Here is a 14,829-nt window from a genome sequence, read left to right on the forward strand (position 1 = left end):
GTCCGGTGAGCCGACCTGCCACCGGGGCGTTTCGCCGGTGCGGCGGGCACCAGGTGCGGCGATGCGGTCAGTGGACCGGCTCGCGGACGGACGGCTGGTCGAACTGGGTCCGATACAGCTCCTCGTAGCGGCCGCCCGCCGCGAGGAGATCGGTGTGCGTGCCGCGCTCCACGACCTGCCCGTCCTCGACCACCAGGATGAGGTCGGCGGCCCGGACGGTGGACAGCCGGTGTGCGATCACCACCGAGGTCCGCCCGGCCAGCGCTTCGCCCAGCGCCTCCTGCACCGCCGCCTCCGAGGTGGAGTCCAGGTGCGCGGTGGCCTCGTCGAGGATCACCACCCGCGGGCGCGCCAGCAGCAGCCGCGCGATCGTCAACCGCTGGCGCTCACCGCCGGAGAGCCGGTATCCGCGCTCGCCGACGACGGTGTCCAGCCCGTCGGGCAGCGCCTCGATGAGGTCGGCGAGCCGGGCGCGGCGCAGCACCTCCCACAGCTCGTCCTCCGCCGCCTCCGGCCGGGCCAGCAGCAGGTTCGCCCGGATCGACTCGTGGAAAAGGTGTCCGTCCTGCGTCACCATCCCGAGCGTCTCGCGGATCGACTCCGCCGACAGGTCCCGGACGTCCACGCCGGACAGGCGCACCGTGCCCTCCTCCGCGTCGTAGAGTCTCGGCACCAGCTGGGCGATCGTCGACTTCCCGGCACCCGAAGACCCGACCAGCGCCACCATCTGCCCCGGCTCGGCGCGGAACGACACCCCGTGCAGGACCTCGACGCCGCCGCGCGTGTCGAGGGTCGCCACCTCCTCCAGCGACGCCAGCGACACCTTGTCCGCCGACGGGTAACCGAAGCGCACCCCGTCGAACTCCACCGACACCGGTCCGTCGGGCACCCGCCGGGCGTCCGGCCGCTCGGTGATCAGGGGCTTGAGGTCCAGCACCTCGAAGACCCTCTCGAAGCTCACCAGCGCGCTCATCACCTCCAGCCGCGCGCTCGCCAGGGCGGTCAGCGGGGCGTAGAGGCGGGTGAGCAGCAGCGCCATCGCGACGACGGCTCCCGGCTCCAACTGCCCCCGCAGGGCGTAGAAGCCGCCGAGGCCGTAGACGAGGGCCAGGGCGAGGGCCGAGACCAGCATCAGCGCGGTGACGAACACCGACTGCACCATCGCGGTGCGCACCCCGATGTCGCGCACCCGCCGGACTCTGGCCGCGAACTCGGCCGACTCGTCGGCGGGTCGGCCGAAGAGCTTCACGAGCGTCGCCCCGGGTGCGGAGAACCGCTCCGTCATCTGTGTGCTCATGGCCGCGTTGTGGTTGGCCGCCTCACGTTCGAGCCGCGCCAGCCGGGTGCCCATCCGCCGGGCGGGCAGGACGAACACCGGCAGCAGCAGCAGGGCGAGCAGGGTGATCTGCCAGGATGTCCCGATCATCACGGCGAGGGTGAGCACGAGCGTCACGAGGTTGCCCACAACACCGGAGAGGGTGTCGCTGAACGCCCGCTGCGCGCCGATGACGTCGTTGTTCAACCTGCTGACCAGCGCCCCGGTGCGGGTGCGGGTGAAGAAGGCGATGGGCATGCGCTGCACGTGGTCGAAGACCGCGGTGCGCAGGTCGAGGATCAGGCCCTCGCCGATGCTCGCCGACAGCCACCGCGTCATCAGCCCGAGCCCGGCCTCCGCCAGCGCGATGACCGCGATGAGCGCCGCGAGCACGACGACGACGTCCACCGCGGCACCGTTGACGATCGCGTCGACGACCCGGCCCGCGAGCACGGGGGTCGCGACCGCCAGCGCCGCCGTCACGACGCTGAGCAGCAGGTAGGACGTCAGCAGTCGGCGGTGGGGCCGCGCGAAGACGCTGATGCGCCGGAGCGCGGCCATGGAGAAAGGCCGCCGATCGTCCTGCGCGTTCATCGCGTGGTAGAGCGATGTCCACGCGGTCACTTCCATGTCCATCGCGTTGTCTCCGCAGTCTGGGGGGAACCGTTTACGACGATCGCACAGGGCACCGACAGAAATTCTCCGACCGGCGCCACGGGCCGTCTCCGCGGAACGACGGAACGGCCGCACGGCCGTGGCGATCGCAGCCGTCGCACGGATCACGCTCGGCTCCGCCCTGGCTGTTCCCTCGGTGGGGCCACGGCATCGCCGGCGTTCCCGGTCGACGGCACAGGATGACCCTAAATCCTCAACTTAACTTGAGGTCAACTCCGCTACCGCCGCCCACGCCCTCGGCGACCGGCCCGGACCGACGGGCCGTCCGTCGATACGACGGTCGACATCGCGGCGCACAGTCCGCGCGACACCGTCGCAAGGTGCTCAAGGAACTCGTGCTCCACCCTTGAGGGATCAGGAGGAGGACACCGGCTGGAGAGCGTCGGCGGAGGCCGCCCGGCTCCGTTCCGCCCAGCGTACGGCGGGCCCCATCGCGGACCCGGCGAGCACGAACAGGGCGCCCAGCAGGAACCAGCCCGGCGGACCCCAGGTGACGATCAACGTGGTGAGCAGCAGCGGGCCGAGCATCCTCGCCACCGCCGTGCCCGCACCGAAGAACCCCTGGTACTGACCCTGCCTGTCCGGCGGGGCAAGGTCGAACCCGATCTCCCAGGCACCGGAGGCGAGCATCATCTCGCCGAGCACCTGCAGGCAGGCGGCCACGAGCAGGACGGCCGCGGCGGCCCATGGCGAGGACCCGGCCGCCGACAGCGCGAACACCGCGCACGAGGCGAGCATCACCAGGCCGGCCCGCCGTACGGACCGGGAGGCGGTGCCCAGATCGGTCACCCGCCGGGCCACTCGCACCTGGAAGAACACCACGCTCAGTGTGTTGAGCACCAGCAGCGCCGACACCGTCCAACCCGGCGCCCGGGTCCGCTCCACGATCCACAGGGGGATCGCGAGGCTGAGCAGGGGCATGTACAGCAGCATGATCATGTTGAGGAGGGAGACCAGCGCGTACGGCCTGTCCCGGAGCACCGCCAGCACGGGCTGCCCGGCGGGTGCCGGCGGCGAGGGCGGCACGGCGGGGAGCCGGAGCAGCACCAGGGCGGATGCCAGGAAGCTCAGCGCGTCCATCGCGAGGACCGCCAGATACGCCTGCCGGGTGTCGAAATACAGTGCCAGGCCGCCGAGCGCCGCGCCGACCGCCAGTCCGGCGTTCACCGTCGCCTGCAGGTGGGCCCGGATCCTGGTGCGCTCCGTCCGGTCCACCAGCCCGGCGAGCAGTGCCTGCCGGGCGGCCCCGAGACCGCACTGACAGCAGGTGTAGAGGCAGGCGGCCAGGACGAACACGGCGAAGGACCGGACGGACAGGAACGAGCCGACCGCCGCGCCGGTCGCCACCGCCAGCAGCGCCGCGGTACCCCGGGCTCCCCGGCGGTCGGCGAGGTGCCCGAGCGGGACCCCCGCCACGGAGCCGAGGGCCCAGCCGAGGGTCAGTCCGAAGCCGACCTGGGTCGGAGAGAGCCCGACGACCCGGGTGAAGTACAGCGCCGAGCACACGTAGTACGCGCCGTCACCGAACGCGTTGGCCAGCTGGGCCAGGGCAAGGACCCGCGGCGGCCCCGAGGGGGGAATGATCCTGCCGGACATGGCGCTCCTTGGTCATCACCGATGAGCCGGGTGATGTGGACGCCGATCGCCAGGTCTCCCCCTCTCCCACCGGGTGGGTATGACCACCGTAGGGAGCGGGCCGCCGTCTCCATAGGTCCAAAAGCCGTCGGATCGGTTGGGCCAGAACGCTCAGCCGACCCGCTCCAGCAGCTTCTCAGTCCCGACCAGACGCACACAGACGGCCAGGCCCGCGATGGCCAGCTCGACCTCGTCCAACTCCGGGTAGGTGGGTGCGATGCGGATGGTGCTGTCCCGGGGGTCGTTACCGTACGGGTGGGTGGCGCCCGCCGGGGTCAGCGCGATGCCCGCGCCGGCCGCCCGGCTCACCACCTGGCGCGCGCAGCCCTCCAGCACGTCGAGGCCGATGAAGTAACCGCCGGCCGGGGCGGACCAGGACGCCAGGCCGGTGCCGCCCAGCTCCTTGGTGAGGATCAGGTCGACCACGTCGAACTTCGGCCGGATCAGCTCGCGGTGGCGGCGCATGTGCGCGAGGACGCCGTCCTCGTCACGGAGGAACTCCACGTGACGGAGCTGGTTGATCTTGTCGGGGCCGATGGTCCCCTTGGCCATGTGCCCGAGCAGCCACGCCACGTTGGCCGGGGACGAGCCGAAGAAACCGACGCCGCTCCCACTGAAAGTGATCTTCGAGGTGGAGGCGAAGACGAAGGCGCGGTCGGGGTTGCCGTTCCCGGCGCACAGCGCCAGCAGGTCGGCGATCTCCACCGGCGTGTCCGTGAGGTGGTGGACGGCGTAGGCGTTGTCCCAGAAGATCCGGAAATCCGGTGCCGCGGCGGGCATGGCCGCCAGGCGGCGCACCGTCTCGTCACTGTAGGAGACGCCGCTGGGGTTGCTGTACTTGGGCACACACCAGATCCCCTTGATCTGGGCGTCTTCGGCAACGAGCCGCTCCACGACGTCCATGTCGGGACCGTCGGCGTTCATCGGCACGGGGATGAGCTCGATGCCGAACCGCTCGCACAGGGCGAAGTGGCGGTCGTATCCGGGGACGGGGCACAGGAACGCGATCCGCGGCTCGTCCGCCCAGCGGCGGGCGGCGCCCGGCACCGTACCGAGCATGGCGTGCACGATGGAGTCGTGCATCAGCGAGAGGCTGGAGTTGCCGCCCGCGACGAGCTGGCCGGCGGGGACCTGCAGCAGGCCGCTGAAGATCTCCCGGAGCTCGGGGAGGCCCTGCAGCCCGCCGTAGTTGCGGCAGTCGGTGCCGTCGGCGGCGGTGTGACCGCTGGGAAGGGTCAGCAGGGCGGAGGCCAGATCGAGCTGCCGGCCCGAGGGCTTGCCCCGGGTGAGGTCGAGGGAGAGGCCTCGCCGGACGAGCGCGTCGTAGTCACGCAGAGCGCGGTCGCGCTGCGCGGTCAGCTCGTCGAGGTTCAGGGCCGAAAAGGTCACGGGGGTTCCTTCGCCTGCCGATCACGGGTGGACTTCGAGGATAGAAGGCCCCGAGCCGTGACCGGAAACCGGCCCGGTTTCCCCGGAGACCGGCCGGTGGTGGCCGCCGTAAGATCCAGGTATGGCGGAGGTCATGGTTCGGGACGGGACATGGACGTTCGACGGCGAGATCCTGCGGATCGTGCCCGGCCACGATCGGAGCGTGAACAAGCTGCGGCAGCTCCTCGGCGAGGTGGCGATCCCGCTGACGGCGGTCGCGGGCATCGCCTACGAACCCGGCAAGAAGGGCGGGCGGCTCCGGCTCCGGCTCCGCGAGGGCGCCGACCCGTTCACCCAGGCGGCGCGCGGGCGCATCTCCGAGGCGGCCGACCCCTACCAGCTGGCCGTCGACCCCGACCGCACGGGCGTCGCCGAGTACTTCGTCGACGAGGTGCGCAACGCCCTGGTGATCGAGCAGGTGCCCGACGGCCCCAGCGACCGCTACCTGCTGCCCGGTCCCGGGCTGCCGCTGGCGGTGTCGGGGGGTGACGGCACCGCGACGTTCGACGGCGAGTCGGTCCGTGTCGAGTGGAACTGGGCGGTCGAGGGAGGCAAGAAGTCGGCCGGTCCCCAGCGGTTCCCGCTGAAGGACCTGGTCGGGGTGGAGTGGATCCCGTCCGCCGGCCTGGAGAACGGGCACCTCCGTTTCCAGGTCAGGGGTCCGGCGCACAAGCTGGCTCCCAAACACGACCCGCACTGCCTGCTCCTGTGGGGCATGGACAAGGAGACCCGGACCGCGGCGCTGTTCGTCACCGCCCTCCTCGCACGGCTGCCGCATCCCTCGGCGCCGCCTCCCGCCCTCGACGCGCCGGAGACGACCGCGCCGCCCTCCGGAGAAAAGGGCGACGACCACGACGCCCTCCTGCGCCGCCTGCGCGAGCTGGGTGAGCTGCGCCGGGACGGCGTGCTCACCGAGGAGGAGTTCACCGTCGCCAAGCAGGCGCTGCTCCGGCGCTTCTGAGACGACGGGGCCTACCGGCGCCGGGCGAGCATGGCGGCCTTGTCGGCCCGGGTGACTGCCGAGCCGTGGGCCGCTCCTGGCCGAGGACGTCTGGGACCTGCGGTGCGTGCAGATCTCAAGCGGCGTAGCCCTATTCTGCAGGAGCGAGACAGGCGCCGCTGGTGCGTCGTAGCCGTCCGTTGCGACTGGGCGACCCATTCCGTATCGGCTGCCCGACGAACGACCAGGAGGTTGACCGGTGATCACTCTGACCGCAGTCGGAGGGGTGGCCCTGCTCGAACTGGGCATGGCCCTGACTCCGGGACCGAACATGATCCACCTTGCCTCCCGCGCGATCACCCAAGGCCGCAGGGCGGGCCTGGTCAGCCTCGGTGGGACCGCCGTGGGATTCGTGTGCTACCTGCTGGCCGCGGCTGCGGGCCTGTCCGCGTTGTTCGCCGCTGTGCCGTTGGCGTTCACGGTGGTCAAGCTCGCCGGGGCCGTTTACCTGGCCTACCTCGCCTGGGGCATGCTCAAGCCCGGCGGCCGCTCGCCCTTCGCCCCGGCCCAGGACCTGCCTCCGGTCTCCGACGCCCGCCTGTTCTCGATGGGGTTGCTGACCAACCTGCTCAACCCCAAGATCGCTCTCATGTACGCCGCCCTGCTGCCCCAGTTCCTGGACCCGCAGGCAGGTCCGGCCTGGGGACAACTGCTGCAGCTCGGTGGTGTGCAGATCATCGTGGGGATCTCCGTGAACGCTCTGATCATGCTGGGCGCAGCACGCGTGTCGGGTTTTCTGGCCGCCCGACCCCGCGCCATGACCGTCCAGCGGTTCACGGCAGGCGGCCTGCTCGGCGCCTTCGCGCTGCGCACCGCCCTGTCTCGCACTCCCGGCCCCACCTGAGCCAGGTCCGCGTGCCGGTGAAGGCTCAAGCACCGCACTGCCGCACCATCATGTCCTTGTCCGGGCTGGCAAGCGGGGCGACTCTCACCCGGGTCTCACCCTTCGCCCCGGTGTCGCCCTGGGTCGCCCTGGGTCGCCCTGGGTCGCCCTGGGTCGCCCGCGAGGACATCACCGCGGCGCCCGGCAGGGCGATCACAAACCCCTGTGTAATCACCCATGACTCCACAGAGGATTACAGGTTCAGATATGACCGATTCCCGCAATCTTCTTGGTTGACACGGGAATCGCCGGGAGCCGCCGGTCATGGGCCGGTCGCCGATGACCGGGGCGTCGACGGCACCCCTGTTCTCCTCGCCCGGCCCCGCAGGCGATTTCTCCATCAATCGCACTTCCGACTATGAGAATGAAATGTTATGCCGAGAATTTGAAATTCGAGGCTGTTGGAGTTGGCCGTGCCAGGCGTAAAGACAGAACAGAGACGTCACTGAAGAGGAGATCGACGGCAGTGACCGCGCTGAGGCAGGAGACAGTGGGGAACCTCCCCGACGAGGTGGCGGTTCCCTCCTACGATCGGTCGAAGCTCACGGTCGGCATCGTCCATTTCGGGGTGGGGGGATTCCACCGCGCGCATCAGGCGATGTACCTCGACCGGCTGATGAACGACGGCAGGGCACACGACTGGGCGATCTGCGGCGTCGGGATCCTTCCCGGCGATTCGCGGATGCGCGACGCGCTGACCGCGCAGGACGGCCTCTACACGCTCGTGTTGAAACACCCCGATGGAGCACGTGAGGCCAGCGTCATCGGATCGATCGTCGAATACCTCTTCGCCCCCGACGATCCGGAGGCGGTCGTCGAGAGGATGGCCGACCCGGCGGTCCGGATCGTGTCGCTCACGGTCACCGAAGGCGGCTACAACATCCACCCCGTCACCGGGGAGTTCGACGCGGAGAACCCCGCGATCCGCGCGGACCTGAAGCCCGGCGCGGCCCCCGCCACGGTGTTCGGGCTCGTCGTCGAAGCCCTGCGCCGCCGGCGCGCCCGGGGGGTCGCCCCGTTCACCCTCATGTCGTGCGACAACATCCAGCGGAACGGGGATGTCGCGCGACGCACCTTCACGGCGTTCGCCCGGCTCGTCGACTCCGGCCTCGCCGCCTGGATCGAGGACGCCGTCGCGTTCCCCGATTCGATGGTCGATCGCATCACCCCCGTCACCACCGACCAGGACCGCGAGGCCCTGGCGCTGCGGTCCGGCGTCGAGGATGCCTGGCCGGTCGTCTGCGAACCGTTCACCCAGTGGGTGCTCCAGGAGCGTTTCCCCACCGGGCGTCCCCCCTGGGAGGAGGCCGGGGTCCAGGTCGTCGCGGATGTGGAGCCGTACGAGCTGATGAAGCTGCGCCTGCTGAACGCCGGCCACCAGGCGCTCTGCTACTTCGGTTACCTCAGCGGGTACCGGTACGCCCACGAGGCGGCCACCGACCCGGCGATCGCCGCGTTCCTTCTCGGCTACATGGACATCGAGGCCACGCCGACGCTCCGGCCGGTGCCGGGCATCGACCTGGACGACTACAAGCGGACTCTCATCGAACGGTTCGCCAACCCCGAGGTGCGGGACACGCTCGCCCGACTGTGCGCCGAGGCGTCGGACCGGATCCCGAAATGGCTGCTTCCTGTGGTGCGCGAGCAGCTGGCCCGCGGCGGCGAGGTCACGCGCGCGGCCGCCGTGGTGGCCGGCTGGGCGCGCTACGCGGAAGGCGTCGACGAATCCGGCGAACCGATCGAACTGGTCGACCGGTTGAAGGAGCGGTTGACGGCCACCGCGAGGACGCAGCGTGAGCACCCGACGGCCTTCATCGAGAATCGAGACCTCTTCGGTGACCTCGCCGACGACCGGCGGTTCGTCGAACCGTATCTGCGCGCACTCGAATCGCTGCACTCGGCGGGCGCCCGTGCGACGGTGCGAGAACTCGCGGGACCGGGGATACGCGCCTGAGCTTTTCCACCCGTATCGCCGGTGGCGGAACAACGGGTGAATTGCGCGACAACGGCGGAACATACGACCTGGACGCGTTGATCGGCGGCCGACATCCGTGCGGCCTGGCACGCCTGCCCGGCTCTTCGAGTAGCGAAAACAAAGATATTACATAATTTATGAAAAAATATCACATATGTGTTTACTTCGCCATTTTTTATGTAATAGGACTGTCATTGATGCCTCCACCTGAGTGTCAGGAGGTGCAGTGGACCGCTATCCACGCGAGCCGAGCAGACGCGACGTCCTCCGGGGCGCCTTGGCCACCGGGGCGTCGCTGACTCTGGCCGGGGGCCTGAGCGCCTGCGGCTCCCGCAGCGATGTGGTGCGAACCGCCGGCGGCGACCAGTGGCGCCAGTTCAAGGGCGCCACCCTGAACTTCATCTCGGAGAACACCGCCCCCACGGCGGCCATCGCCGCGAACATCCGCCCGTTCGTCGACCTGACGGGGATCAACGTCAACATCGTGACGCTGGAGCTGACCGCCCTGGTCCAGCGGGTCGCCCTGGATCTGGCCTCGGGCCGGGCCCAGTACCAGGTGGTCTACGCCGACCCCTACCAGGTGCTCGCGCCGTACCAGCGGGGGCTGGTGGACCTGCGTTCGCTGCAGGCCGATCCGGCCCTGCCGGACCTGCCCGGCGGCATGACGGACTTCATCCCCACCCAGCTCGACGCCGCCGGCCGGTTCATCGACCCCGGAGCGGTCTACGCCCTGCCGTACGACGCGCCGACGATGATCTGGCAGTACCGGCGCGACCTGTTCGACAGATATCGCAGCCGCATGGCGAACGACCTCGGCTTCGACCCCACTCCGGGCGGCGACCGGACCTGGGAGGAGTACTTCGAGATCGCCCGGTGGTTCAACAAGAACGCGACGTCGGACGTCAAGTACGGCACCGGGCACCAGGCCCGCCAGCACGACTCCCTGATGAACGACTTCAGCAACGTGCTGTGGTCCTACGGCGGGGACTACTTCGACGACGGCAAGGAAGTGGGGCGCATGGGGTCGCGGGACCCCGGCCCGTGCCGGCTCGACTCCGCCGCCGCGATCGCGGGTGCGGAGTTCTACAACCGGCTGCTCGGCATCGCCGACCCCGCATCGAGGACGTGGGACTGGGACGGCGTGGGCGCCGCGTTCCGGGCGGGCCAGCTGGCGATGTGCCCGAACTGGCACGAGTACGCGGCCAGCAACGAGGAGGTGCTCCCCGGCAAGGTCGACTACGCGCCGCTGCCCAAGGGCCCGGCCGGCACGGCCAACATGTACGGGGGCACGGGCGTGGCGATCAGCGCGAACACGCTGCCGCACGAGCGCGGTGCGGCCTGGCTGTTCCTCGTGTGGGCCACCTCGCCCCAGACGCAGCTCGCCAACCTCAGGAGCAAGGCCGGCGGGGGCACCCCCACCCGGACCTCCGTGTACGAGCTGCCAGAAGTGCGTGCGGCCGAGAAGCGGCCTTCACCGATGCCCAACATGCTCACGGCCGCCGCGGTACGGCAGGCCTGGCAGTCCGACCGGATCGGCCTGCGACCCAAGATCCCGATGTGGAACGAGTGCAACACCGCGATCTTCACGCAGTTGTCCCGGATGCTCACCGGGTCGGGGTCACCGGAGGAGGCGATGCGTTCGATCAAGTCGCGGGTGGACCGGATCGTGGCACGAGGGTGGGTGGCCTAGATGGCGCAGGCCGCGGACTCCTCACCGGTGCTCCGCCGATCGACCCGGCCCGAGGCCGCCGCTCCCAAGGAGCCGCGGATCGGTTTCGAAGGCAAGATGATGATCCCCGGCCTCATCCTGCTGGCCGCACTGTCGATCGTGCCCTTCCTCGCCCTGATCGCGATGAGCTTCTCCCGTGTCCGGCTGCTGGGCGGAGTGCGGCTCGAACCGGTGGGCCTCGGCAACTGGGTGCGCTTCTTCACCGACCCCGACATGTGGATGTCGTGGCTCCGCACGCTCATCTACTTCGTGCTCACCGTCGGGTTGGAGATGGTGCTGGGGCTCGGCATCGCGCTGTGCCTGTACCGGGTGCTGCGCGCCCGCAACATCCTGCTCAGCCTGGTGCTGCTGCCGATGTTCGCCGCACCCGTGATCGTCGGTCTGCTGGGCCGCTACCTCACCGACTCCACCTTCGGCCTCTACTCGTGGATGCTGCGCTCCCTCGGCTTCAGCGGCGACATCCTCGGCAGCCCGGTCGGCGCCTTCGCCGCCGTCGTGCTGATGGACGTATGGGAGTGGACCCCGCTGATCGCCCTGATCACCCTCGCCGGGCTGTCCGGCGTGCCCCAGTCGGTGCGGGAGGCCGCCGCCGTCGACGGCGCCCCGGGGTGGATGACGCTGCGGTACATCGTCTTCCCGGCGATCTCCAACGTGCTGCTCGTCGCGCTGCTCATCCGCTCGATGGACGCCATCCGCTACTTCGACATCATCTGGGTCACCACCAACGGCGGGCCCGCGGACGCGACCAAGATCGTCCCTATCCGGCTGTACGAGACCGCGTTCCGTTTCTTCGACTTCGGTTACGCCGCCGCCATCGGCCTGGCGATGCTGGCTTTCTCGATCTTCATCGCCCGCACCTTCGTCCGGCTGCTGGACACCAGGGGGTTGACCCGATGAGCGCCTCGATGACGCCGCGTTCGCCCGCCGGCCAGGCCGCGCGGAGAGACGGGCGAGTGATCGTCGCGGCCCCGCCAGGGGTGCCGCAGTCCCCGCTTGAGGACAGCAGCCGGCGCACCCGCTGGACGGTGGCGATCCTGCTCACCGTAGCCCTGCTCTGGACGCTGGTCCCCCTTCTCTGGATGCTGCTGTCGTCGTTCAAGAACCGGACGGACGTGACCGCGGCCACGCCGCAGGTCCTGTTCGCGCCGACCCTGGACAACTACCGCAACCTGTTCACCGGCTCGAACAACCTCGGGCCTTACATCTGGCACAGTGTCCTCGCCGCCGGGATCTCCGCGGTGCTCGCGGTCTGCCTGGGCGCGCTCGCCGGCTACGGCCTGGCGCGGACCCGGATGCACGGGAAGAAGCACCTGGCCTTCTGGATCATCTCGACCCGTATGGCGCCCATCGCGGCGATCGTGGTCCCGCTGTTCCTCATCTTCCGCGGGCTCGGCCTGATCGACTCGATTCCCGGCCTGGTGCTGGCCTACCTGACTTTCAACCTGCCGTTCGCCATCTGGCTGATGAGCGCGTTCTTCGCCGAGGTGCCGCCGTCCCTGGAGGAGTCCGCGCTCGTCGCCGGCTGCACCCGCTGGCAGGCCTTCCGTACGGTCATCCTCCCGCTGACCAAGTCGGGGCTGGTCACCACCTTCGTGCTGTGCCTGGTCTTCGCCTGGAACGACTATGCGTTCGCCGTGGTCTTCTCCGGACCGAACTCCCAGACGCTGCCCATCGCCGCCTCCCAGCTGGTCACCCAGACGGGCATCGACTGGGGCCAGCTCACCGCCATCGGCACGATCGTGGTCGTGCCGATGATGCTCGCCGGGCTCGCCGTACGCCGCTGGCTGGTCACCGGGCTCACCCTCGGCGCCGTCACCGGGGAGTAGGAGCGAAGGGCCATGACCGAACCCACCATGCGCGCGGCCGTACTGCACGAGATAGGCAAGATCACGACGGAGGAGCGGCCTCGGCCCGAGCCCGGCCCCCGGGAGGTGCTCGTACGGGTCGCCTCGGTTGGGACCTGCGGTTCCGACGTGCACTACTACGAACACGGGCGGATCGGCGACTTCGTGATGCGGTCCCCGCTGGTGCTCGGCCACGAGCCGTGCGGGACCGTGGCCGGCGCCGGTCCCGGGGCCGACCGGCACCGCCCGGGGCAGCGTGTCTCCCTGGAGCCGGGGGTGCCCGACTTCACCTGCCCGCTCTGCCGGGCCGGCCGGTACAACCTCTGCCCGCGGATGCGGTTCTTCGGCACCCCGCCGATCGACGGTGCCTTCTGCGAGTACGTCGTCGTGCACGAGGAGTTCGCCCACCCCGTCCCGGACGCGCTGTCCGATGACGCCGCCGCCCTGATCGAGCCGCTGTCGGTGGGTGTGTGGGCCTGCCGGAAGGCGCGGGTCGGGCCGGGCGCCCGCGTGCTCGTCACCGGCGCCGGCCCGGTCGGACTGCTCTGCCTGCAGGCCGCGCGGGCCTTCGGCGCCACCGATGTCATGATCACTGACATCAACCCCACCCGGCTCGGACTGGCCCGCGACCTCGGCGCGAGCGAGACCCTCGACGTGCGTGAGGACCGCCTGGCCGAAGCCGGGTTCGACCCCGACGTGCTGCTCGAATGCTCGGGTCATCCGGCCGCCATCGGGGAGGCCGTCCGGGCGGTGGGGCGGGCCGGCCGGGTCGTCCTCATCGGCATGGGCGGGGACGAGGTCCCGCTGCCGCTGTCGCACGTGCAGACACGCGAGATCGAGGTGACGGGCACGTTCCGCTATGCCAACACCTGGCCGGCGGCCATCTCGCTGGCCGCGGCGGGCCGCGTCCGGCTGGACGCCCTGGTCACCGGCCACTACGGCCTGGCCGAGGTCGAGCAGGCGCTCACGGCCGGCACCCGCGACCCCGGGTTGGTCAAGGCGGTCGTCCGGCCACAGGAGTGACGGCCCCCGAGTCAGCCTTTCTCAGCGACCCGTAAGGAGAGATCGATGGCCAGAGTCCTTTACGACGAGGCGACCCGCGTCTACCCCGGAACCGAACGGCCCGCGGTGGACGGCCTCGACCTCGACATCAACGACGGCGAGTTCCTGGTGCTCGTCGGCCCGTCGGGCTGCGGGAAGTCCACCTCCCTGCGCATGCTCGCCGGGCTCGAAAGGGTCGACGGCGGGCGCATCGCCATCGGCGAGCGCGACGTCACCCATCTGCCGCCGCGCGATCGGGACATCGCGATGGTCTTCCAGAACTACGCGCTCTATCCGCACATGTCGGTGGCCGACAACATGGGCTTCGCCCTGCGGGTGATGAAGGTCTCCAAGGACGAGCGTGCCCGCCGGGTCCGCGAGGCTGCCCGTCTGCTGGACCTGGAGGAGTTCCTCGACCGCAGGCCCAAGGAGCTCTCCGGCGGACAGCGGCAGCGGGTGGCCATGGGCCGGGCGATCGTGCGCGAGCCGAAGGTGTTCCTCATGGACGAGCCGCTGTCCAACCTGGACGCCAAGCTGCGCGTGCAGACCCGCACCCAGATCGCCGAACTGCAGCACCGGCTCGGGGTGACGACGGTCTACGTGACCCACGACCAGATCGAGGCCATGACGATGGGCGACCGGGTCGCCGTCCTCAAGGACGGGCTTCTCCAGCAGGTCGACACGCCGTTGCGCCTCTACCAGCATCCGGCCAACGTCTTCGTCGCCGGCTTCATCGGCTCCCCGGCGATGAACCTGGCCGAGTTCCGCGTCGAAGGCGAGGAGGCGGTCCTCGCCGGGACGCGGATACGGCTGACCGGCGAGACGCTCAAGGCGCTCCGGAGCGAGGGCGGCGACCGCGTCATCATCGGCTTCCGGCCCGAGGCTCTCAACGTGGTGGGGGAGGACGACGGTGGTTTCAGGACCTTCCCGGTCAACGTCACCGTCGTCGAGGAGCTCGGCTCGGACGCCTTCCTCTACGGCCGCTACACCGACACGACCTACCCGGAGCTCCTCGAACAGACCGTCATCGCCCGGGTCGACCCCAACGCGCCGCCGGCCAAGGGCGACCAGGTCCGTCTGCGGATCATGCTGGGCAAGGAGCGGCTCTTCTCCGCCGTCACCGGCCGGCGGCTACCCACCTGACCGCCGGAGCCTCCGGGTTCCCGGACCGTACCCGGTCACGACGTCCGTGACTCCGCGCGGCCGCGGGGAGCACGGCCGTACCGCGGGTGGAACGCGGTGAGCCCGTCCGCCTGCGCCGGGGAACGCGGCCCTAGTGAACTGGTTCACTCTCAGGTCGTCAT

General features: G+C 70.2%; 12 protein-coding genes. 8 read left to right on the plus strand and 4 right to left on the minus strand.

The features are described from left to right. Positions 1 to 67: 67 nt before the first annotated feature. The 3 genes from OHA77_RS18990 to OHA77_RS19000 form a co-directional block, all read right to left on the minus strand. Positions 68 to 1,951 carry an ABC transporter ATP-binding protein gene (locus OHA77_RS18990; RefSeq protein ID WP_406319339.1) on the minus strand — a complete coding sequence of 628 codons (1,884 nt, stop codon included), beginning with the start codon at positions 1,949 to 1,951 and terminating at the stop codon, positions 68 to 70. Between the two features lie 393 nt (positions 1,952 to 2,344). Beyond that, a complete protein-coding gene (locus OHA77_RS18995; protein ID WP_406319340.1) occupies positions 2,345 to 3,586 on the minus strand; it encodes an MFS transporter in 1,242 nt (413 codons plus the stop codon). 150 nt (positions 3,587 to 3,736) lie between these two features. Continuing rightward, positions 3,737 to 5,014: an aminotransferase class I/II-fold pyridoxal phosphate-dependent enzyme gene (locus tag OHA77_RS19000; protein WP_406319341.1), complete on the minus strand. Its 1,278-nt coding sequence runs from the start codon at positions 5,012 to 5,014 to the stop codon at positions 3,737 to 3,739. Between the two features lie 121 nt (positions 5,015 to 5,135). Between OHA77_RS19000 and OHA77_RS19005 the strand changes: the two genes are divergently transcribed. Further along, a complete protein-coding gene (locus OHA77_RS19005) occupies positions 5,136 to 6,014 on the plus strand; it encodes a DUF4429 domain-containing protein (RefSeq protein ID WP_406319342.1) in 879 nt (292 codons plus the stop codon). A gap of 238 nt (positions 6,015 to 6,252) precedes the next feature. After that, a complete protein-coding gene (locus tag OHA77_RS19010; protein ID WP_326819331.1) occupies positions 6,253 to 6,897 on the plus strand; it encodes a LysE family translocator in 645 nt (214 codons plus the stop codon). 25 nt (positions 6,898 to 6,922) lie between these two features. On the opposite strand, the gene OHA77_RS19015 is transcribed toward OHA77_RS19010, so the two are convergent. Beyond that, entirely contained in the window at positions 6,923 to 7,093 is a 171-nt protein-coding gene (locus OHA77_RS19015; RefSeq protein WP_406319343.1) for a hypothetical protein, read from the minus strand. A gap of 309 nt (positions 7,094 to 7,402) precedes the next feature. Here OHA77_RS19015 and OHA77_RS19020 point away from each other — a divergent pair, with 309 nt between their 5' ends. From OHA77_RS19020 to OHA77_RS19045, 6 genes are all read left to right on the plus strand, one after another. Beyond that, complete coding sequence (locus tag OHA77_RS19020; RefSeq protein ID WP_406319344.1) at positions 7,403 to 8,890, plus strand: mannitol dehydrogenase family protein; 1,488 nt, start codon at positions 7,403 to 7,405, stop codon at positions 8,888 to 8,890. A 247-nt stretch (positions 8,891 to 9,137) separates the two neighbouring features. Then, positions 9,138 to 10,601, plus strand: coding sequence for an extracellular solute-binding protein (locus OHA77_RS19025; RefSeq protein ID WP_406319345.1), 1,464 nt, complete (start codon positions 9,138 to 9,140; stop codon positions 10,599 to 10,601). Then, positions 10,602 to 11,537: a carbohydrate ABC transporter permease gene (locus OHA77_RS19030; RefSeq protein ID WP_406319346.1), complete on the plus strand. Its 936-nt coding sequence runs from the start codon at positions 10,602 to 10,604 to the stop codon at positions 11,535 to 11,537. A gap of 8 nt (positions 11,538 to 11,545) precedes the next feature. Then, positions 11,546 to 12,466, plus strand: a complete 921-nt coding sequence (locus OHA77_RS19035) for a carbohydrate ABC transporter permease (RefSeq protein ID WP_406319348.1) — start codon at positions 11,546 to 11,548, stop codon at positions 12,464 to 12,466. A 12-nt stretch (positions 12,467 to 12,478) separates the two neighbouring features. Continuing rightward, positions 12,479 to 13,507 (plus strand): NAD(P)-dependent alcohol dehydrogenase, encoded by a 1,029-nt coding sequence (locus OHA77_RS19040; protein ID WP_406319349.1) that lies wholly within the window; start codon positions 12,479 to 12,481, stop codon positions 13,505 to 13,507. A gap of 45 nt (positions 13,508 to 13,552) precedes the next feature. Further along, on the plus strand, positions 13,553 to 14,668 hold the full coding sequence (locus OHA77_RS19045) for a sn-glycerol-3-phosphate ABC transporter ATP-binding protein UgpC (RefSeq protein WP_326819325.1): 1,116 nt from the start codon (positions 13,553 to 13,555) through the stop codon (positions 14,666 to 14,668). The last annotated feature ends 161 nt before the right edge of the window (positions 14,669 to 14,829 follow it).

The sequence above is a fragment of the Streptosporangium sp. NBC_01639 genome (genome assembly GCF_045209755.1).
Classification (GTDB): Bacteria; Actinomycetota; Actinomycetes; order Streptosporangiales; family Streptosporangiaceae; genus Streptosporangium.

Excerpts from the sequence above, each read along its gene's own strand:
- OHA77_RS19045 (WP_326819325.1), top strand. The coding sequence starts at position 13,553 with ATGGCCAGAGTCCTTTACGACGAGGCGACCCGCGTCTACCCCGGAACC.
- OHA77_RS18990 (WP_406319339.1), bottom strand. The coding sequence starts at position 1,951 with ATGGACATGGAAGTGACCGCGTGGACATCGCTCTACCACGCGATGAAC.
- OHA77_RS19040 (WP_406319349.1), top strand. The coding sequence starts at position 12,479 with ATGACCGAACCCACCATGCGCGCGGCCGTACTGCACGAGATAGGCAAG.
- OHA77_RS19035 (WP_406319348.1), top strand. The coding sequence starts at position 11,546 with ATGACGCCGCGTTCGCCCGCCGGCCAGGCCGCGCGGAGAGACGGGCGA.
- OHA77_RS18995 (WP_406319340.1), bottom strand. The coding sequence starts at position 3,586 with ATGTCCGGCAGGATCATTCCCCCCTCGGGGCCGCCGCGGGTCCTTGCC.
- OHA77_RS19005 (WP_406319342.1), top strand. The coding sequence starts at position 5,136 with ATGGCGGAGGTCATGGTTCGGGACGGGACATGGACGTTCGACGGCGAG.
- OHA77_RS19030 (WP_406319346.1), top strand. The coding sequence starts at position 10,602 with ATGGCGCAGGCCGCGGACTCCTCACCGGTGCTCCGCCGATCGACCCGG.